Origin of the sequence: Paenibacillus sp. FSL H8-0315, from assembly GCF_038005365.1 — a bacterium.
Lineage (GTDB): Bacteria > Bacillota > Bacilli > Paenibacillales > Paenibacillaceae > Paenibacillus_AQ > Paenibacillus_AQ odorifer.
The window spans coordinates 446,750-467,036 of the sequence record NZ_JBBOTA010000001.1 but is presented as its reverse complement, the minus strand read 5'-3'; the positions used below and the strand labels follow the sequence as shown (position 1 = coordinate 467,036).

At 43.2% G+C, this 20,287-nt stretch carries 14 protein-coding genes and 1 pseudogene; 12 read left to right on the top strand and 3 right to left on the bottom strand.

Annotated elements, in window-relative coordinates; translation table 11 throughout:
* The first annotated feature begins 76 nt into the window (after window positions 1-76).
* The 7 genes and pseudogenes from MHB56_RS01940 to MHB56_RS01910 form a co-directional block, all read left to right on the top strand.
* Window positions 77-1,261 carry a GntR family transcriptional regulator gene (locus tag MHB56_RS01940; protein ID WP_076194647.1) on the top strand — a complete coding sequence of 395 codons (1,185 nt, stop codon included), beginning with the start codon at window positions 77-79 and terminating at the stop codon, window positions 1,259-1,261.
* A 246-nt stretch (window positions 1,262-1,507) separates the two neighbouring features.
* Window positions 1,508-2,773, top strand: a complete 1,266-nt coding sequence (locus MHB56_RS01935) for a glycoside hydrolase family 125 protein (RefSeq protein ID WP_076306117.1) — start codon at window positions 1,508-1,510, stop codon at window positions 2,771-2,773.
* Window positions 2,774-2,817: 44 nt separating this feature from the next.
* Window positions 2,818-4,122: an ABC transporter substrate-binding protein gene (locus MHB56_RS01930; RefSeq protein WP_076184486.1), complete on the top strand. Its 1,305-nt coding sequence runs from the start codon at window positions 2,818-2,820 to the stop codon at window positions 4,120-4,122.
* Between the two features lie 64 nt (window positions 4,123-4,186).
* Entirely contained in the window at window positions 4,187-5,074 is an 888-nt protein-coding gene (locus tag MHB56_RS01925) for a carbohydrate ABC transporter permease (protein WP_036688088.1), read from the top strand.
* 33 nt (window positions 5,075-5,107) lie between these two features.
* The gene (locus MHB56_RS01920; protein WP_076306116.1) at window positions 5,108-5,995 is read left to right on the top strand and encodes a carbohydrate ABC transporter permease; all 888 of its coding nucleotides are present in this window, start codon (window positions 5,108-5,110) and stop codon (window positions 5,993-5,995) included.
* A 33-nt stretch (window positions 5,996-6,028) separates the two neighbouring features.
* Window positions 6,029-7,084, top strand: coding sequence for a glycoside hydrolase family 76 protein (locus MHB56_RS01915; RefSeq protein WP_076309254.1), 1,056 nt, complete (start codon window positions 6,029-6,031; stop codon window positions 7,082-7,084).
* 81 nt (window positions 7,085-7,165) lie between these two features.
* Window positions 7,166-8,158: pseudogene (locus tag MHB56_RS01910) on the top strand (glycoside hydrolase family 76 protein); the annotation flags it as partial.
* Between the two features lie 64 nt (window positions 8,159-8,222).
* On the opposite strand, the gene MHB56_RS01905 reads toward MHB56_RS01910, so the two are convergent.
* The gene (locus MHB56_RS01905; protein WP_076306115.1) at window positions 8,223-9,329 is read right to left on the bottom strand and encodes a glycoside hydrolase family 88 protein; all 1,107 of its coding nucleotides are present in this window, start codon (window positions 9,327-9,329) and stop codon (window positions 8,223-8,225) included.
* A 212-nt stretch (window positions 9,330-9,541) separates the two neighbouring features.
* Between MHB56_RS01905 and MHB56_RS01900 the strand changes: the two genes are divergently transcribed.
* On the top strand, window positions 9,542-10,996 hold the full coding sequence (locus MHB56_RS01900; RefSeq protein ID WP_341143196.1) for a glycosyl hydrolase family 28 protein: 1,455 nt from the start codon (window positions 9,542-9,544) through the stop codon (window positions 10,994-10,996).
* A 7-nt stretch (window positions 10,997-11,003) separates the two neighbouring features.
* Here MHB56_RS01900 and MHB56_RS01895 read toward each other — a convergent pair whose 3' ends face one another.
* Window positions 11,004-11,861 (bottom strand): AraC family transcriptional regulator, encoded by an 858-nt coding sequence (locus MHB56_RS01895; protein ID WP_076128265.1) that lies wholly within the window; start codon window positions 11,859-11,861, stop codon window positions 11,004-11,006.
* 121 nt (window positions 11,862-11,982) lie between these two features.
* On the opposite strand from MHB56_RS01895, the gene MHB56_RS01890 reads away from it, so the two are divergent.
* The 3 genes from MHB56_RS01890 to MHB56_RS01880 all read left to right on the top strand — a co-directional run bounded on the left by MHB56_RS01890 (window position 11,983) and on the right by MHB56_RS01880 (window position 15,017).
* The gene (locus MHB56_RS01890) at window positions 11,983-13,566 is read left to right on the top strand and encodes a glycoside hydrolase family 43 protein (RefSeq protein WP_340033193.1); all 1,584 of its coding nucleotides are present in this window, start codon (window positions 11,983-11,985) and stop codon (window positions 13,564-13,566) included.
* Window positions 13,567-13,658: 92 nt separating this feature from the next.
* The gene (locus MHB56_RS01885; RefSeq protein WP_341143195.1) at window positions 13,659-14,492 is read left to right on the top strand and encodes a hypothetical protein; all 834 of its coding nucleotides are present in this window, start codon (window positions 13,659-13,661) and stop codon (window positions 14,490-14,492) included.
* Window positions 14,493-14,654: 162 nt separating this feature from the next.
* Window positions 14,655-15,017: a DUF1304 domain-containing protein gene (locus MHB56_RS01880; protein WP_076128270.1), complete on the top strand. Its 363-nt coding sequence runs from the start codon at window positions 14,655-14,657 to the stop codon at window positions 15,015-15,017.
* A gap of 379 nt (window positions 15,018-15,396) precedes the next feature.
* Here MHB56_RS01880 and MHB56_RS01875 read toward each other — a convergent pair whose 3' ends face one another.
* On the bottom strand, window positions 15,397-16,284 hold the full coding sequence (locus MHB56_RS01875) for a fructose bisphosphate aldolase (protein ID WP_076194668.1): 888 nt from the start codon (window positions 16,282-16,284) through the stop codon (window positions 15,397-15,399).
* Between the two features lie 2,422 nt (window positions 16,285-18,706).
* Between MHB56_RS01875 and zwf the strand changes: the two genes are divergently transcribed.
* Window positions 18,707-20,242 carry a glucose-6-phosphate dehydrogenase gene (zwf, locus tag MHB56_RS01870; RefSeq protein WP_076278115.1) on the top strand — a complete coding sequence of 512 codons (1,536 nt, stop codon included), beginning with the start codon at window positions 18,707-18,709 and terminating at the stop codon, window positions 20,240-20,242.
* Window positions 20,243-20,287: the final 45 nt, after the last annotated feature.

The window sequence follows — 20,287 nt, the reverse complement described above, 5'->3', positions numbered from 1 at the left end:
GTCGACAAACTTAATATATCATGATATATTATTATGTATAAGATGAAAAAATTAGAGTCAGGAGATAACGAAAGTCATGAGTGAGACAACATCATCCAAACCGATGTATGAAAAAATATTTGATGAAGTGAAGCAGCTTATCGTTAATAAATCCTATGGACAAGGGGAACGGGTTCCCTCAGAGAAAGAACTGGCTGAAGCCTATAATGTTAGTCGGATTACGAGTAAAAAAGCTCTGGAAATGCTCGCCGCGGAACAATTAATTGTGAGAAAACCGGGGAGAGGTTCATTTGTGGCAGATCCAGCAGTCGATTACATGGAATCAGCGATATCTCCGGGGACGGTCTCCGACGGAACTGTTTTCAATTCCTTTAACCATGAGGAAAAGACGATCGGTCTGGTTATTACCGACTTTGGCAACAGCTATGGCACAGGTTTGATTTATGGCATGGAGCAGGCTTCACGTGATAATGATTGTTTTCTGGTTTTAAGAAGAACGTTTGGGGTGCCGGAGAACGAAGAGAAATCTATTCAGAAGTTGCTCAGCTTAGGTGTAGATGGTCTGATCATTTTTCCGGCTCAAGGCGAATTTTTTAATGCGGAGATTCTAAAATTGGTGATAGGGCGGTTCCCGCTAGTTCTGGTAGATCGCCATTTAAAAGGAGTGGCAGCAGCATCAATCAGTACTGATAATATGCAGGCTGCACTCAAAGGTACGGAGTATTTATTTGATCTCGGGCATACTCATATCTCCTTTCTCTCTCCACCTCCAGCGGATACCACAGCTCTTGAAGAGCGGGTAGAGGGATTTATTCAAGCGCATGCGGAACGGGGAATAGCTGTAGACAAGGGATTGTGGGTCAGCGATTTGACCTCAACACTACCGGATTCCTTCAACGATGAGAATATTGAACATGACATTTCGCGGCTAATTTCTCATTTGCAAAAGAATCCAACAATAACGGCGCTTTTTGCTGTGGAGTATAATATTGCGCTGCTGGCTAGAACTGCGGTCCAACGACTTGGGCTACGAATTCCAGAAGATATTTCGATCATTTGCTTTGATAGTCCGCCAACTCCACTTGGTTCGGGTTATGCATTTACCCATTTACGGCAAAATGAAGAAGAGATGGGGCGGCTTGCAGTAGAAAATGTATTGCGAATTATGAACGGGCAGAGTGTGTCCAATAAGATAATGCTGGAAGCTGAGTTAATTTCTGGTGAATCCACAAGCTCCGCTAAACAATCTATCTCTAAATAGAATTTTGGCTTATTCTCCAAATTAAACATATATTAGTTGTTATAAAAACCTATCTTTTTGGATGGGTTTTTTTATTTGTTTTAGATATGTATTTATCATTATAGATGTATTGGTATATCATTATAATAAAATAAACATATTGACATACTAATCACATGACAATATACTAATCAATGAAAGCGCTTCAAATTTAAAAAGAAAAAGGGGGTATTATAACTGAAAGCAACTAGAGAAATACCCGAGTCAATGCATAAACTGGCATCTAGCGTAAAAGCACAGCTGAGTGATCGCCCGAAATTAGCCGAAATGTTCGAGAAATGTATGGCCAACACCTGGAACACAACCTTAAAACGAATGCCAAACGGAAGCACTTTTGTTATTACCGGAGATATTCCAGCGATGTGGCTACGGGATTCCGCCGCACAGGTCAGACCTTTCCTAATCCTTGCCTCCGAAGATGAAGAAATTGCAGACATGATTGAGGGACTTGTACGTAGACAATTTACTTACATCCAGCTTGATCCGTATGCTAACGCATTCAATGAAGAAGAAAGTGGGCATGGCCACCAAGAGGATCTGACGGAGATGAGCCCGGGAGTCTGGGAAAGAAAATATGAAATTGATTCGTTATGTTATCCAATCCAACTGAGTTATCTGCTCTGGAAGAATTCGGGCCGTACTAGTCAGTTTAATGAGTCGTTTGTAACAGGCGTAGAAAGAATCATAACATTATGGACTACCGAACAGAACCATGAGCGCGATTCAAAATATCTTTTTCAACGGATGAACTGTCCGCCCACGGATACGTTAGCTCGAGAAGGCAAAGGGACGTTGACGGACTATACCGGAATGACTTGGTCTGGATTTCGTCCTAGTGACGATGCCTGTGAATATGGGTATTTGGTTCCGGCCAATATGTTCGCGGTGGTTGTTTTACGATTTGTGTGTGAAATTGCCCGTGAGATTTTAGGTGATCAGGAGCTGGAAAAGAAAGCTAGAAAACTATCTGACCAGCTTAATAAGGGAATAAGTGAGTATGGAATTGTAGAACATCCAGAGTTTGGAGCGGTCTATGCCTATGAAGTAGATGGTCTGGGACAGGTGAATTTTATGGATGATGCAAATGTACCTAGTCTACTCTCTATCCCTTATTTGGGTTATGTGACTGCTGATGATCCTATTTATAAAAATACCCGTGAACTTATTTTAAGTAGCACTAATCCTTATTTTTTCGCAGGAAAAGCGGCTGCTGGCATTGGAAGTCCGCATACGCCAAATCGGTATATCTGGCATATAGCTTTAGCGATGCAGGGAATGACATCTACCCGCTTTGAGGAACAGGAAGCCTTACTTCATCTGCTGGAGAAGACGGATGCAGGAACTGGATTTATGCATGAAGGGTTTCATGTGGATAATCCTGATGAATTTACACGTCCATGGTTCTCTTGGGCAAACATGATGTTCTGTGAGCTTGTACTCATGCGCTGTGGTAAGCAGATTAAGCGCGGATGAGACCAACAAGGTTTGAATAATCGACTCTAAAGGGGATAGAGAACATGAAAAAATGGCTGGTTACCTCAATTGTTTTGGTAATGACTACTGCACTTGCTGCGGGCTGCGGTGGTAATAACGGATCTGCGGACAAAGAGACCGGAAACACAAGCAAAGCTGGGAGCAGTACCGGGAAAAAGACAGAGCTTACCTTCTGGGGAGATTGGGGCGGTGAGGGGCAGAAGCAATTCGAGACCATGGTGGATGCTTTTAATAAATCGCAGGATAAAATTCACGTAAAATATGTGCTGCAACAGGATATGATCACGAAATTCCTAACTTCTGCGACCAATGGCGGCACTCCTGATGTACTGTTTTGGGACCGTTGGAGAACTTCGCTGTATGCCCCGAAAAATGTACTGCATCCGGTGGATGAATACTTAACGCGTGACGGTATTTCCGAAGATGATTTCTACAGTGAATCCCTACGGGAGCTTTCATACGATGACAAATTATATGGGCTGCCGCTTACAGTAGATGCCCGTGCTCTTTTCTATAATAAGAAGCTGCTCGCAGAAGCAGGACTTCAGCCTCCAACAACTTGGGATGAGTTAGAGGCAGCGGCTACGAAGCTAACGAAATGGAATGGAAATAAATTGGAGACTGCAGGTTTTTCTATGGGAGATTTGGGACTTTTTAATATGTATCTCCAACAGGCTGGCGGCACCATGCTTACAGAGGATGGAAAGACCAATTTTAATAATGAGCAGGGCAAGCAGGTGCTTGAGTTCTGGGATCGCCTAATGAACAAGGACAAAGTGTATAAAGTAGGGTTCGAACTTGGACTTGGTGAAGGGCAAGATGCTTTTGTCACAGGTAAAGTGGCTATGCTGTATTCCGGTCCGTGGATGCTCAGCACCTATAACAAATATGGTAAAGACCTGGATTATGGAATCGTTCCTCCTCCGGCCGGACCAAATGGTGATAAAGGTAGTGTCATGGGTGGATTTGGGCTAGTGATTCCAGAAGGCTCCAAACATAAGGAAGAAGCATGGGAGTTCATCAAATGGTGGACAGCGAACAAGGATAACGCGTTGCTCTGGGCAAAGACGAGTCTAAACCTGCCGGGTTATAAGCCATCGATGGAAGATCCATTTTTCAAGGATGATCCAAAGTGGCAGCCGTTTCTGGAAACGTTGGAGTTCGCCAAGGTTCGTCCGAACCATCCTGGATATTCCGTGATGGAGACTGATGCTTTGGCCCCTAATTTGCAGCTTAATCAGCAAAACAAGATGAGCATTGATGAGACCTTGAAGAAATCGCAAGAAGAGGGCGACAAAATGCTGAAGGATAATGAAGTAGTGAAATAATAAGTAAGACATTTGAAGTGAAGGGAGGTTTCGCCTCCCTTTTGCTTAGGAGGGGGTAGCTGAAATGGCTTCCATCAGAAAGCTAGAGAAACATCAGGCGCGGACGGCTTATCTGTTTATTACACCCACGGTATTGCTGTTTACAGTATTCACAGTCATCCCTGTGGTAATGGCGCTATATTTAAGCTTTACCAACTACGATGTACTTAGTAGAAACGATTGGATCGGTTTTGATAACTATCGCCGTTTGATAGAGGACAGTTTGTTATGGAAAACATTCCGAAATGTATTTCTGTATTCCATCATTTTCGTTCCATTTAATATTCTGATTTCGCTTCTCCTCGGGATTCTGCTTAGTCGATCCTGGCGTGGGGTAAAGTTGTTCCGCACATTGAATTATCTGCCTACCCTTACATCCGCCGTTGCTGCTGCTACCGTTTGGATCTGGCTTTTGCATCCTGAATTTGGTTTGGTTAACGGATTGTTGTCTTATGTTGGGATTACGGGTCCAGCTTGGTTATCCGAGACCCGAACGGCGATGTTATCCATTATTATGCTTACCCTCTGGCAATCGGTAGGTTCTAATATGATTATCTACTTGGCAGGTCTGCAGGGCGTGCCCGACTATTTGTATGAATCTGCACGGCTGGACGGTGCTAATAAGCTGGCTTGTTTCCGGTTTATTACTTGGCCGCAGCTGCGACCAACAACCTTTCTTGTCAGTACGATGTCAATCATTGGTGCGTTGCAGTTGTTCGACCAAGCTTTTGTGCTGACGCAGGGTGGTCCGGCGAATATGACAAAGACTCCAGTTTATCTGATCTATCAGCAGGGCTTTAATCAATTGCAAATGGGGTATGCGTCTGCACAAGCATTTGTGCTTGCTGTGGCGATTCTCATTTTCTCACTAATAAACATGCGGATCACAAAGGCGGAGGAGTCCATTGTATAAGCCGGGCTTGCCATGCAGAAGGGGGATAGAGGTATGGATACTAGCGGAAGTTCGTTATTAAAAAGAAGCTTAAGCAAATCAATCTATTATATAGCGTGCATAGTTATTGCTATCGTAATGTTTCTACCTTTTTATTGGAGTGTTCTTACATCCTTGAAGCCTGACGAAGAGATCTTCGCCATGCCCATCCGGTGGTTTCCTTCACATTTGACCTTAGAACACTATCGTAAGGCATTTACTACGGTTCCGTTTGCGCTCTATTTCTGGAATTCGCTTGTACTTGCAGTAGCGGGTGTATTGGCGAATCTGTTCTTTGGTTCTATCAGTGGTTATGCGTTCGCAAAATTGAATTTTAAGCTCAATAAGCCGATATTCCGCGTGCTGCTTGCGGCGATGATGATACCAGGCATTGTGACGATGATCCCCACGGTTTATGTCATGCGCCATATTCCTCTTTTTGGAGGAAATGATATTTTTGGTAGCGGGGGTAACGGGCTGATGAACTCATTCTGGGGGATTATTCTTCCGGGCGCTTCTGGAACCTTTGCTGTGTTCTTTATGCGGCAATTCTTTCTCACCTTACCTAGTGACATGATGGAAATGGCCCGGATCGAAGGCTGTGGAGAGTTTAAAATATTTTGGCGGATATATTTGCCGTTGACTAAACCAGCGCTGGCTACTTTAAGTATCTTTACCTTCCAAGCGGGCTGGAACAGTTTCTTATGGCCAATGATTGTGCTGAATGATCCCGAAAAAGCAACGATTCAGATGGGACTTCAAGCTTTTTCTTATAATTTTCAAACAGACTACGGTCCAATGATGGCTGGAGCGCTAGTAGCAATCTTGCCGATATTGGTGTTGTTTTTAGCTCTTCAGCGTTATTTTGTACAGGGGATAGCCTTCAGTGGTATTAAGGGTTAATGCAATAAAAATCGAACCAGGGAGAGAGTCTATATGAATCAATTGGAGATAGGGATTTGGGAGGAACGGGCGAATCAAGCACAAGCTGCATTGGATTCATTCTTCTGGAATGAAGCGATCAAAATGTACAATATAGAAACACCTTGTCCAAATGGAGAATGCAACACGATTTTTCATTATTGGTGGATGGCCCATGCTGTGGATGTATTGGTAGATGGACTACAGCGGACTGGAGAGAACTGGTATGCCAAAAGGCTTTCCGCACTTCATGAAGGTCTGCTACAACGAAATGGTGGTATGTGGCCAAATGAGTTGTATGATGATATGGAATGGATGGCTCTCGCGTGGCTTCGTGCTTATCAAGCAACAGGAGTGGAAGGTTATAAAGATACAGCCCTTCTTTTATGGAACGACATTCAGACAGGTTGGAACGAGCATATGGGCGGTGGAATTGCTTGGCAGAAATCACAGTTGGATTATAAAAATACACCAGCCAACGCACCGGCAGCTATACTTGCGGCACGCTTGTATCAAGCTTTTGGTGAAGCTGGCAATCTTGAATGGGCGTTAAAAATATACAGATGGCAAAAAGAGCATCTAGTAGATCCGGCAACGGGTTTTGTATGGGATGGCATGAATCGCACTGGCGATGGAAAGATCGATAAAGATTGGAAATACTCCTACAACCAAGGTGTTTTCATTGGCGCAGCAGTTGAACTGTACCGTATCACTAAAGAGCAGGAATATTTAGAGGATGCTCGTCTAACCTTTGCCGCCGCAGCCCATGAAATTGCTGACTCTGAGGGAGGTGTGCTGCCAGATGAAGGAAATGGTGATGCGGGACTGTTTAAAGGAATCCTGATTCGCTATACAGCTGAATGGGTCAAAGCTGATTCCGCAGCAGTTAAAGCTGTAGATTTCCTGCGAGCGAATGCAGAATGTCTCTGGGAACAAGGAAAGTCAGAGGATAAAGTGTTGTTTGGCACAGATTGGACTTCGACTTCCGCTGGTGTGATTCAGCTCAGCTCCCAGCTTAGTGCGATAAAGCTGCTGGAGAAGATGGCTGAATTAACTAAAGAACAGGGTTGAGGTGAGTTCTTAATGACACAAGCAAAGGAAGCCATAGAAGCAGTCAGTTGACAGGAAAAGTCCGAGTGGTTCCAACAATGTCTACTACGTAATTATTATAATGCTGAGACGGGGATCATGAACCAATGGTATCCCAGAGCGTACAACGTTGCGGGGGAAAACTTTTATTATTGGTGGCAGGCTCATGTCATTGATATTTTAGTAGATGGTTATGAGCGTAGTGGAGATCCTGTGTATTCCTTGAAAATTATGGAGCTAAGTCAGAGTCTGCAAGCTTATAACGGGGGGACTTTCAGGCATAATTACTATGATGATATGGAATGGACAGCATTGGCGTTGCTGCGTGCTTATCGGGTTACAGGACATGAAGCCTATTTAAGTGCTGTGCTTGATCTATGGGAAGATATTAAGACGGCTTGGAATGAACAGTTGGGTGGAGGTCTGGCGTGGAAGAAGGATCAGCTAGATTATAAAAACACACCTGCCAATGCACCTGCCGTCATTCTTGCAGCCCGGTTATATGAACTTTTTCATAAGCAAGAGGATCTGGAGTGGGCGCTCCGTATCTATGAATGGAACAAGATATATTTGATGGATTCTACGACTGGTTTTGTGTGGGATGGGATGAATAGACTCGGGGATGGCCAGATCGATTACGATTGGGAGTTTACTTACTGTCAGGGGGTGTTTCTAGGCGCTGGCCTAGAGCTTTACAAGAATACGGGTGATGTTCATTACTTAGAAGATGCGAATCGAACGGCTAATACATGTATTGATCGGTTATGCGATCCAATTAATCTGATGTTGCCTGATGAAGGCATTGATGATACTGGATTGTTCAAGGGCATTCTGATTCGTTATTTGGTTCAGCTCTGTAAAATATCTCCTGTAAATATCCGTATTCGCGAGGTTATATTGGCCAATGTAATGCAGTTGTGGGAAAAAGGTCTGGATAAACAACTGGGTCTGTGCAGTTCATCGTGGGAAGTGAAACCGGAGCTTCCGGTTCAGCTGAGTATTCAACTCAGCGGCTTGATGCTGCTGGAGGGTGCTGCGGCACTGGTGAACGAATAGCCTGAAATATATAAAGACACCTCAAGAGAGGTGTCTTTTTGTTGTTTAAATTAACTATCTGCAATTAGAAAATCCGATGTTTCCAGCCATTTAATTTAGCGATAGCCTCAATATAATAGTAGTCTCCATAGATCAGGGATACATCAATGAAGGAATTGCCACTGCCAGTTCCGTGCAATAAAATCGCTTCATGCTCCGGCAGCTCCCAGGTTGCGTAATTTTCCGTCAGTGAGCGCAGAATTCGCTCCGCTGCATTTGCATATAGACTTTTTTCGCCTAAGGGTACGATATCTGCAAGCTCTAATAATCCTGAAGCGGCTATAGAGGCTGCGGAGCTATCTCGGAACATCCGGGTATCATCCTCTAGGCGGAAATCCCAATAAGGGACTTGATCCTCAGGCAAAGCAGAGATGAAATAATGTGCGATCCGCTTAGCAGTGTTCAGGAAACGTTCATCACCAGTGTGGCGATAAGTATTGATAAAGCCGTACAATCCCCAAGCTGTTCCTCGGCTCCAAGAGGATTCAGCCGAGTAGCCTTGACCGCCAAAATTCTCAAGATAAGCACCTGTCTCTGCGTCAAAAGAAATAATATGTTTGGTGGATCCATCCTCACGTATGCCATATTGCATTGTCGTTTCGGCGTGGCTAATTGCAATATGCTTATAGCGGGGATCACCTGTCACTTTGCTGGCCCAGAACAGCAGGGAGATATTTAACATACAGTCGATAATTACCCAGCCGTATTTATCTTCATTCCATGCGCGGATGAATTTGCCTACAGGATTATAGCGGGCAGCGAGGAAATTCGCAGCTTCAATTCCTCTGCGCAGGGCATCTTCGTCACCTGTAATTGTATGTTTGATTACAGCTGTCGGAAGGAATTGGAATCCCACATCGTGATGCATCTCAACCGTTGGTTTAACAAACCATTCCTCCAAGGTACCGTCCCAATGCCAAGCAGCCTCCTTGTAAAGATCTTTTCCGGTCATATCATGCATGATCCAGAGGAGTCCAGGCCAGAACCCTGTAGTCCACCAGTCTGAACCGATATCATCAAATTTGCCATCTTTCCCGGCGAAATGCGGGCACTTGTCACCGATCTGCTCTACCATACGTTCCACTTTTGTATCAAGTCTACCCATGATTTCCTGCCAATAAGGGTGTGTCATTATTATTGCCTCCAGTGTAATTAGGATGTTATGAGTATAGCTTTCTAAAGCTCAGGAAAGTTGTGTTTTGATATAAGGAAATGTTTGATTATTGTCATGTTGAAGTTGGCTTATAATTTAAAACTGACAAAATACAAACATTTCTGCATAACACATTAAAACTTTATCGGTGTTGGAAGCGATACAATCGAAATGAACAGGAGGATGGTAAAGTGGATGATTTACAAGTATATAAAGCACCTAAAGATATCCCGGGACGTGAGGATTATAAGGTTAGAGTACGGCAGCCTGAAGGAGAATGGCATAGCTTGTTTATTTACGAGGTTAAGGTAGATATGCATGAGGTGCGTCTTGCATCCATGGCTTATTTTGATCTGGATGGTACAGTAGAAGTTGAAGTCACCTGTCTTTATACGGAGATTGATTGTGTGAACATTGCTCCGGCTTCGCGAGGGATCTCTTACGAATATCATGGAAATACCATTTTGTTTAAGCTAACAGGTCCGCAAAAGTTATCGATTGAGATCAACGGTGATATTTTTCGGAATCTGCATTTATTTGCTAACCCTAAGGAGAAGGATGCCCCTCAACCAGAGGATGCTAATGTTCTAGTAGTCCAACCGGGTATACACCGGAAACCTGATCTTTTACGGCTGCTGGATAATGCCGCTGCTGATCCTCGTGAAAAAAGGAAGGTGCTTTATTTCGCTCCAGGCACACATTATATAGAAGAAACAGTATTGCCGGTCCCTTCGGAAACCACGGTGTATCTTGCCGGAGGTTCAGTGCTTGTAGGTTCCTTGGTATGCGAGGGAGTTCATGATGTATCCATTCGTGGTCGCGGTATAATTTATCTTGCGGATTTTCATCGATTCTCGGCCTTTCGAGGGATACGAATTATTTTTTCGCGATCCATAAATGTGGAAGGTATTACCGTGATTGATCCGCCACATTACAGCATTTTCATCGGGCAGTCTGAGCAGATTGTGATTGATAATTTCAAATCGTTTAGCACTCGGGGGTGGTCTGATGGCATTGATATTATGTCTAGTTCCGAGGTTAGAATCCGGGATGTTTTTATGCGTAATTCGGATGATTGTATTGCTATTTACGGCTCGAGATGGGATTTTTATGGGGATACCCGTAATATTAGCGTTCGTGATTCCATTCTGTGGGCGGATGTCGCTCATCCATTAATGATTGGTACACATGGGGACCATGAACGGAACGGGGACACCATTGAGTCTATTGTTTTTGCAAATATTGATATCTTGAATCATCACGAACCGCAAGAGAACTATTGGGGGGCACTGGCGATTAATGCCGGGGATCGAAATAGGGTATGTAATGTTCTATATGAAAATATACGTGTAGAGCGTATTGAGCGGGGGCAGCTAATTGATGTGCGGGTGGTCTATAACAAGGATTACAATCCAGAGCCGGGGACAAGCATCCGGAACATTACATTTCGCGACATCAGCTATAGCGGGACGGCCAACCCTTCACGAATTTATGGATATGACGAAGAGAGAGCTGTTGAAAATGTGACCTTTGTCAATTTAAGGATCAATGGTGAATTGGTGGACGCCCCCCGCCCAGAGCTGATAGATATTAATCATTTTGCTAAAAATATACTCTTCGTTACTGAAAAAAATACGGTTGTGTAGATTGGATCTAATTACTTTTTCTATATTTTAATGGCGTCGTCCCTAGGACTCTTTTGAACAGTTGATTGAAATATGAGGCATTTGGAAAACCAACAGTGATTCCGATTTGCTCCACAGGCAGGTCTGTCGTTCCTAACAAGCGGCAGGCCTGTTTGATCCGGCGGGCAGTCAGATAATCAACAAGCCTTCCTCCGGTTTCCTGATGAAAGATTCTGGAGATATAGGATTTGGACAAGTGAATCTCCTCAGCTAACTGATCCAGATTAACCTCCTCATGATAATGCTCTTCGATAAAACTCATGATTTTCTCAGAATAACGCAAGGTTCGCCGTTCTCCTGATTGGAATACATGCTGATCTTCAGTTCCTATATTGCTCAATAATTGAAGAATTAACAGTGAAATGTCTTCGGTATCCTCAGTCAGACTGACTTTTTTATTGTGATTATATTGCTCCAGAATCCACTCCACCGACTCAACGTGATCCTTAAGATCAAAGGCACAATGTGTATTTTTCCCTTGCCAAAGCGCTGTGAATAAAGCCTTCCTTTTCGCAAAACCCTCCAGCAGGTGTTCAGCAACATGTGGATCAATGTAGAAGATGGTTCGTTCAAAAGGACATTCGGGAGAAACCTCAGAATAGATCCGGTGCAGCTGATAGGGCTGGAAAAAGAATAACATTCCCCTGCGGATATCGTACATCTGCTGATTCACAACAACGTTTCCCTGTCCGCCATACACGAACATGACTTCGCAGCATTGATGCCAGTGATAATAACCTTTGTAATAGTCGTCGGTATATATTTTATAATCCCAAATCAAGGTCTTATGTTCTTCAAAAACAACAGGTTCGAACAGCTGCTTCATAGGCCCTCCAAGATGACAAAATACAAACATTTTCTTATATCTCATTATAACTTTAATCGTTATGAAAGCGATACAATAAATACGTTAAACTATGAAAAATCCGGTAGTGGAGGGTAACATTATGACGCAAAAAATTGTTAATCCGGTGTTGGCAGGTTTTCATCCAGATCCGTCTTTTATTAGAGTAGGGGATGATTATTATATCGCAACCTCTACTTTTGAATGGTTTCCAGGTGTAGAAATTCATCATTCCAAGGATCTGGTTCATTGGCATTCCATTTCACGTGTGCTGACAGAAGCCTCACAAGTAGATCTGCGTGGTAACGTAAGCTCTGGTTCCATTTGGGCACCCGCGCTTTCTTATGATCAAGGCGTATTTTATCTGCTATTTACAGATGTGAAATCTCGCAAAAGTGTATATAAAGATCTGCATAATTATTTAATTACAGCGACGGATATCATGGGCCCGTGGAGTGAGCCGGTTAGACTTAATGGCAGCGGATTTGATCCATTTTTGTTCCATGATCTGGAAGGGACCAAATGGCTGCTTAATATGCGTTGGGATTTCCGTAAAAATCACAATAACTTCTCTGGCATCGTTATGCAGCAATATGACCCGGAGACTGGCAAATTAACGGGACCTATCCATGAAATTTATAAAGGGACACCTATCGGAGTGACCGAAGGTCCGCAATTGTACCAGAAGGATGGGTACTATTATTTGCTGACAGCAGAAGGGGGCACCGGCATCAACCATATGGTCACCTTAGCTAGAAGCCGAAGCCTCACAGGTCCTTATGAGACGGATCCGGATTTCCCGATTATGACCACGGCACATGATCTGACCTACCCGTTTCAGCAAGCAGGGCACGGATCGCTCGTAGAGACTCAGAATGGGGACTGGTACATGGCGCATTTATGCACACGCCCGATTCCGGGAACGTCAACGATGAATCCGTTAGGCCGGGAAACTGCGATTCAACGTTGTGAATGGACAGAGGATGGCTGGTTGCGATTGGCCCACGGAGGGAAGCTGCCTGCATTGGAGACCGTGGCTCCTGACCTGCCGATATTCACTTTTGAGGAGCTGCCAAACAGAGATGAATTTGATGGAGAGGTTCTTGGATTTCCATACCAAAGCTTGCGTGTGCCTTTTGATGAATCTTGGGTTAGCTTGAAGGAACGTCCGGGTTTTCTTCGTCTGCGCGGCAGAGAGTCATTAGCTTCACTGCATGATCAGAGTTTAATTGCCCGGCCGATTCAACATTTTGAATGCTTAGCTACAACCTGTCTGGAATTCGAGCCGGATAGCTTCCTGCAAATGGCTGGGTTAGTCCTCTATTATGATGACAGTGATTACTATTATTTGCGTGTTACCGCAGATGAGATTCGTGGAACTAGTTTGGGCGTTGTGCTGTGTAGAGGTGGCAAATACGATGAGATTTCCTCTATGCAGCTATCTGTGAAAGATTGGGATCGTTATTATCTAAAGGCGGAAATTCATGGACGTGATCTGTTGTTTTATGCTTCATCAGACGGGGTGAATTGGACAGCTGTCTGTACTCCCTTAGATTTTGGTACGCTTTCGGATGAATATGGCGGCAAGCTTGGCTTTACCGGTTCCTATGTCGGGGTATGTGCTCAGGATTTGGATCAGCAAGCGAAGCCGGCTTATTTTGACTATTTTGAATATAAAGCTTTATAGGGGTTTGGAAAAGCCATAACATTCTTCATAGTCTATTTTAGGATAAAATGTTAATTTTTACTTATCTTACATAGAAAGGGATGTTTGTGATTTTGAAAAAGACTTATAAAGCCGCAATAACCTGCACGCTCTTGCTGAATCTGGCCCTGTCCTCTGCTGCAATGGCCGCACCCATCGACGTCGACGTGAGTAATTTGAAAGAAGTCCAAACTTCTGGACCGGAAAAGGTTTGGGTTGGAGAATGGAAGGGCGACGATACGATTATTGTGGACACACAAGGAAATGTTACTACAGTTGGAGAACTCAAAGAGTCATCAAGCTTTGTACCCCCGGCAGATGACAATCTTATTAATAATGAATTGTTAGCACCGGAGCTAATAACACCTACTTTTGAACCTGATTCTCCGCAAGCAATTCTAGCTTCCACTTATGGTCATGCGTGGCCGTATACAGCCGAAAATAGTTATGGGATTAACTGTTATGGTTATGCCTTAAGATTTCCAGGGGCAATCAACCCTGGTGATGGAGACGGGGTCTCAAATGTCAGAGATCCTGCCTATTTTACTAACGTGTATTATACTGCTGGTCTTGTGGTTCAAGATGGCAATACGAATCCTTTATACTTTAAACCGGGTTGGCGGATACTTCCGGGCCGAACTGCAGCGATTAATTCCGATGAACATCGAATTGCACTAAGAGTGGGATGGATCGACTCAAATGGTAATGGTAAAGTCGATATTCCTGAGGATAACGTAGATTACCACTTCATGCTTCAAAATAGCTCAGGTCTATGGTCAGAGAAACATGGACATCAAGCGTCTCAAAATACGGGAATTTCAGATCCTAGCAATTTCGTCTGGAGCAATGGTTCTCTTTATGGTTTTTACAATAGCGTAACCGTTTATATTGCTGCAAAAGTATTTTAGAATTTCATAAAACATTACGTATGGAATAGCGATAGTCTTTTTTTTGAAGATTATGGCTATTCTTTTTTAGCGTCGAATTGTTTATGAGATGTTGTATACACTTTTGAGTTTTAATGTGATACAATTAAATTGTACACAAATTAAAATAAGGTGGTTATTTTGATGGTATGGGTAGCTAATATTATGGTCGGTGTTGTTGCGTTAATACATATCTATATTGTTTATTTAGAAATGTTCGCTTGGTCAAAGCCAAAAGGGCTTCGAGTCTTTGGAATGACACAGGAAGTTGCGGATGCTTCTAAAACACTGGCAGCGAACCAAGGGTTATACAATGGATTTTTGGCGGCAGGTTTAATTTGGGGATTGGTTCATCCGAATGTAAATTTCGGTCATCAAATTGAAATCTTCTTCTTATCAACTGTTATAGTGGCGGCGTTATATGGCGGACTGACGGTGAAAAAGTCTATTTTATTTATGCAAGGACTGCCAGCTTTAATTGCATTAATCCTCGTGGTTTCGATTTAAGATAACATAGAAGTAATCGATTAGGTTTCTACCTCGCGTACTTGCGTGGTGGAAGCCTTTTTTGCGTAAGATCAAGAAATTATTGGGTAATGAAATGCGCTGGATTAAAAACAGGAATTATGGATGGTGTACTAAGAAACAATAGAGAAGTGGTTGATTAATGTGTTTTAGGTACAGGTGTGGTCCTTAGATAAGATGTAAGGGACTTTAACAAACCTATTGCATGCTTGTGTGGGCTGAAAGAGTAGACGAAATGGCGTTTAATCTGAAAGTTCTAGACTTTAAAAGCAAATTCTCATCATAAAAAAAGAGCTGCTACCTAGCAGGGAACACCTGTCAGGGACACAGCTCTTTTTATGTGCTGGTTTAAATGAGGATCTTATTTAATAGAGGCTGCATAAATCGCTTCTACAGATTTAGAGAGGAGCGCGTTAAACTCTTCTTCTGACTGCCCAGCGCTTAGTCCCTGTGATAACGCACGTGAGAAGCTGGCGATCAGTCCTTGATTATGGGCGAGCTTATCGTTGGCCTCTGCTTGTGTGTAACCGCCGGACAAAGCGACAATTCGCAAAACATGAGGATTCTCCATTAATTCACGGTAGAAATTATTCTCCGTTGGGATGGAGAGCTTAAGCATGACCTTCACGTCTTTGCCCAGCGTAGACAATTGGGCCGATAGTTCTTCTTTTAGCAGCTTCTCTGAAGCCGTTTTATCAGCACTGTGGATATCAACTTCCGGTTCGATAATAGGTACGAGTCCCGCTGCTAAAATCTGCTTACCGATTTCAAACTGCTGTTCAACCACCTTTTTGATACCGGAAGGATTAGCCTCTTTAATCACCGAGCGCATTTTTGTACCAAAGATGTTACGTTCGTTGGCCCGCTTCAGAAGATCACTCAAGCCGGGAATAGGCTTCATTAGTTGTACTCCGTCTTCAGGGTCGGCAAGACCTTTATCGATTTTCAGGAAAGGCACAATCCCTTTTTTCTCCCATAGAAAATCGGCAGTATATTGCCCGTCTATGGAACGATCCATTGTGTTCTCAAATAAGATTGCACCCAGTATATGCTTTGAATCAAATGCAGGGCTCTTGATAATGCGCGTTCTCATCTCGTGAACCAACCCATACATTTGATCTTCATTAGAGTAACTGTCCTCTGCAACACCATATTGCAGCAGCGCTTTTGGTGTACTGCCACCACTTTGATCCAAGGCAGCTATAAATCCCTGTCCCGTCCGAATTCTTTCCCATTGCTCCATATTCATGAAAATACTCCTTCCTTTCGTGAACTGAATGAAAAATCTTATGTTCATTAACTATAACACTTAATGTACCGGCTCTAAACAAATGCATTGTAAACTTGGTAGGTAACTAGTCTAATGTGAGGTGGTTTGAATCTGCGATATAAGGACTTCCGGATCTGATTGATCCATGGGGATGACGAGATATCTACGTGTAGGTCTCCTGAGTCCGATCCCTAGATGGTGAAGACTTGCAATCTTAGCATACGAGAACGAATCGACGTATAATGTCAGCTGAGTCCGGACTAACCAAGATTGATGATACTACAGCATCGTTCGGACTGTATTGCAGCTATTTGGTGTTTTTGGAGCATTTTTCAGAAGTATCGGACTGCATAGCTCTTATTGCCATGTATTTGCTCCAAAGAGGGGTGGATTTGGTTCAATAGCTGCATCTGAGTCCGATAGCATGGCGAAATGGGCTAAATCTGCGAAATAACGTCTCCTGAGTCCGAACTCATAGTTAGTGTGGACATCCAGTCTAGGTTGACGAGTATGAATCGATGTTTATGGTCATCTGAGTCCGGACTAGCCAAGATTGAAGATACTACATCATCGTTCGGACTGTATTGCAGCTATTTGGTGTTTTTGGAGTATTTTTCAGAAGTATCGGACTGCATAGCTCTTATAGCCAAGTTTTTGCTCCAAAGAGGAGTACATTGGGTCGAATAGTTGCATCTGAGTCCGATAGCATGGCGAAATAACCTGAATCTGCGAAATAGCGTCTCCTGAGTCCGAACCCATAGTTAGTGTGGACATCCAATCTCGTCAGACGAGTAAGTATCGACGTATAATGTCACCTGAGTCCGGACTAGCCAAGTTTGAAGATACTACATCATCGTTCGGACTGTATTGCAGCTATTTAGAGTTTTTGGAGCATTATTCAGAAGTATCGGACTGCATAGCTCTTATAGCCAAGTTTTTGCTCCAGAGAAGAACGAATTAGGATTAATAGCTGCATCTGGGTCCGATAGCATGGCGAAATGGGCTAAATCTGCGAAATAGCATCTCCTGAGTCCGGACCCATAGTTAGTGTGGACATCCAGTCTCGTCAGACGATTGTGAAGTTACTTGTAAGGTCTCCTGAGTCCGGACTAGCCAAGATTGACGATAATACATCATCGTTCGGACTGTATTGCAGCTATTTGGTGTTTTTGGAGCATTATTCAGAAGTATCGGACCGCACAGCTCTTATTGCCAAGTTTTTGCTCCAAAGAGGAGTATATTTGGTCGAATAGTTGCATCTGAGTCCGTTAGCAGGGCGAAATGACCAAAATCTGTGAAATAGCGTCTCCTGAGTCCGGACCGTCGATGGCGAGGACTCGTAGCCTCCGCAGACGAGTAAGTATCGAAGTAGAATGTCACCTGAGTCCGAACCCATAGTTAGTGTGGACATAAGGTCACGGCAGACGAGTACGAATCGACGTTTGAGGGCACCTGAGTCCGTTTCCTCCATGGTGTGGACATAAAACCACCGCAGATGAGTAAGAATCGACGTCTAAGGTCTCCAAGGTCTGATCTCGCCGCAGCCGGAGATGCGGGTAAACATAAATGTTACTCCAAACTGGATCTAAAGACGCTCTATGCGAACTTTTAAGTGATCCCCCAAAGCGCACACTTAGCAAACTACACTCACAGGGTACTCTTAGCAAACTTCAGGACATTCCCAATGGTTCATCTAGCAAACTCAAGACATCCACAGGGTTCACTTAGCAAACTTCAAGACATCCACACGGTTCACCTAGCAAACTTCAGGACAATCCTAATGGTTCACTTCATTTCACAAGGTTCGCTTAACCTATCCCCAATGGTACTCTTTGCAAACGTCATCTCATCCCCAATCGTTCTCTTCACAGACTCCAAATCACTCCAATGTGCTCAGCGAAAATTCCTTCGAGTATTCTCAAGTAATATTCCTCGAAGCAGTCACTTTTTATGCTTAATTCCCAAACTTGGAATCAAATCGCATAGTCTTCATCAAGGCGCGCGAGACCAATCCAGTCAATTACTTAAAGTTAGTTTGAAACACAGGGGAAGGATGAGCTTATTTAAGCGACTGGGAATTTTGTTTATGTTGTAAACAGCTTTGGATGAAGAATTTTAAATCAGAGTGTGTAAAGTCAGAACGCCAAAAGCCATGCTGGGAGCGGGTTGTTATCTTATTTTCGGATTATTTCCTAGTAAATTAATACGAATAATCCAATAAGATAATTGGTGTGACATTAATCATAATTACCAATTCGAAGCTTTGTGAAAATAATAACTTTTCGTAAATGTCGAAATGAGGTTGACGAATAAAAATATCAGTCGTATGATTGATTCTACTGAGTATGCTAGTAATTAAAAGTAAGTTAATAAATAATATATAATAGCGGGAGGAATGAAAGTGGAATCATCAACATTTGTGCTTTTTGGCGCTACAGGAGATTTAGCAAAACGTAAAATCTATCCTGCACTATATAACCTCTTTTTAGATGGTCAAATTTCAGGTCCTCTCTCAGTGATTGGATTAGGAAGAAGAGAAGTTTCAACTGAAGCTTTCCGTAAGCAAGTCCTGCAATCTTTGCAGACATTTTCTAGACAACCGGCAGTAGAATCTCCACAGTTGCAGGTTTTCTTGGAAGCTTTTGAATATAGCGTTCTAGATGTAGGTAACACAGAAGATTATTTGAAGCTACTGGAGCATGTTAAACGTCGTGAGCAATTTTTTAACATTCCGGAGAATCGGATGTTCTATCTATCGGTGGGTCCTGAGTTTTTCAAGGAAATTGCCGCCAATATTCACTCCAGTGGTCTGGGATCTACGAAGGGCTGGAAGCGTCTGATTATTGAAAAGCCTTTTGGTACAGACTTGCAAACAGCAAGAGAGTTAAATGACAGCTTGAATGCCGTATTTACTGAAGAGGAGATTTTCCGAATTGACCACTTCTTGGGTAAACCGATGGTTCAGAATCTGGAAGTTCTAAAATATTCAAATCCTGTGCTTAGAGCACTGTGGAAAAATCGGTATATCGCAAATGTGCAAATTACGGCGAGTGAGATTGTTGGCGTTGAAGAACGGGCAGGCTATTATGATAAAGCTGGGGCACTTCGTGATATGTTCCAGAACCATATGCTGCAATTGCTCATGATGATGGCGATGCAGCTTCCAAAAGGCAGTACACCTGAAGAGATCCGTGGGAAGAAAAGATATGTCATGGAGCGTCTCATTCCGCTAAGTAAAGACGAAGTTAATCAATATGTTGTCCGCGGACAATATGCTGAAGGTGAAATTAAAGGTAAATCTGTTGCAGGCTACTTAGATGAACCAGGAATTAGCCAATCCTCACAAAATGAGACGTTTATTGCAGCGCGTTTGTTTATAGATGATCCATTGTGGAATGAAGTTCCGTTCTATATCCGTACCGGCAAGAGAATGAAAGAGAAATCAACAAGAATTGTTATAGAATTTAAAGAACCGTTTAATGATAACAATAACAAAAATAAAGGAAATGACGTTCCAAATCTGCTCATCATCGAGATCGGTCCGAATGAAGCCATTACGCTTCAGTTGAATACGAAGGATCAGCTGCAAAAAGGGAAACTTGAACCTGTCCTCGCTACTTATGAAGCCGGAACTTCAGACGTACCAGAAGCTTACGAAAATCTGATCTTTGATGCACTTCGTGGTGACGCCACTTTCTTCGCTCATTGGAAAGAAGTCGAGCTGTCATGGCAATGGGTTACACCAATCCAGGAAGCTATGGAAGAGGGGCTAATGCCACTTCATACCTATGCTTCAGGTTCTTATGGTCCAGATGCGGCTATGGAGCTTTTGGGTGAAGACCGCTGGTGGTTTGATGATACAGATCAGGAGTCAGATCTTCTCGACGCTCAAGCAGAAGTTGCAGCAGCGCAGGAATCTATACGGCCAGGGGCTTAAGCCCCTGCCTGTTTTTTTTGCCAATTTAGCTAAAATACATCACAA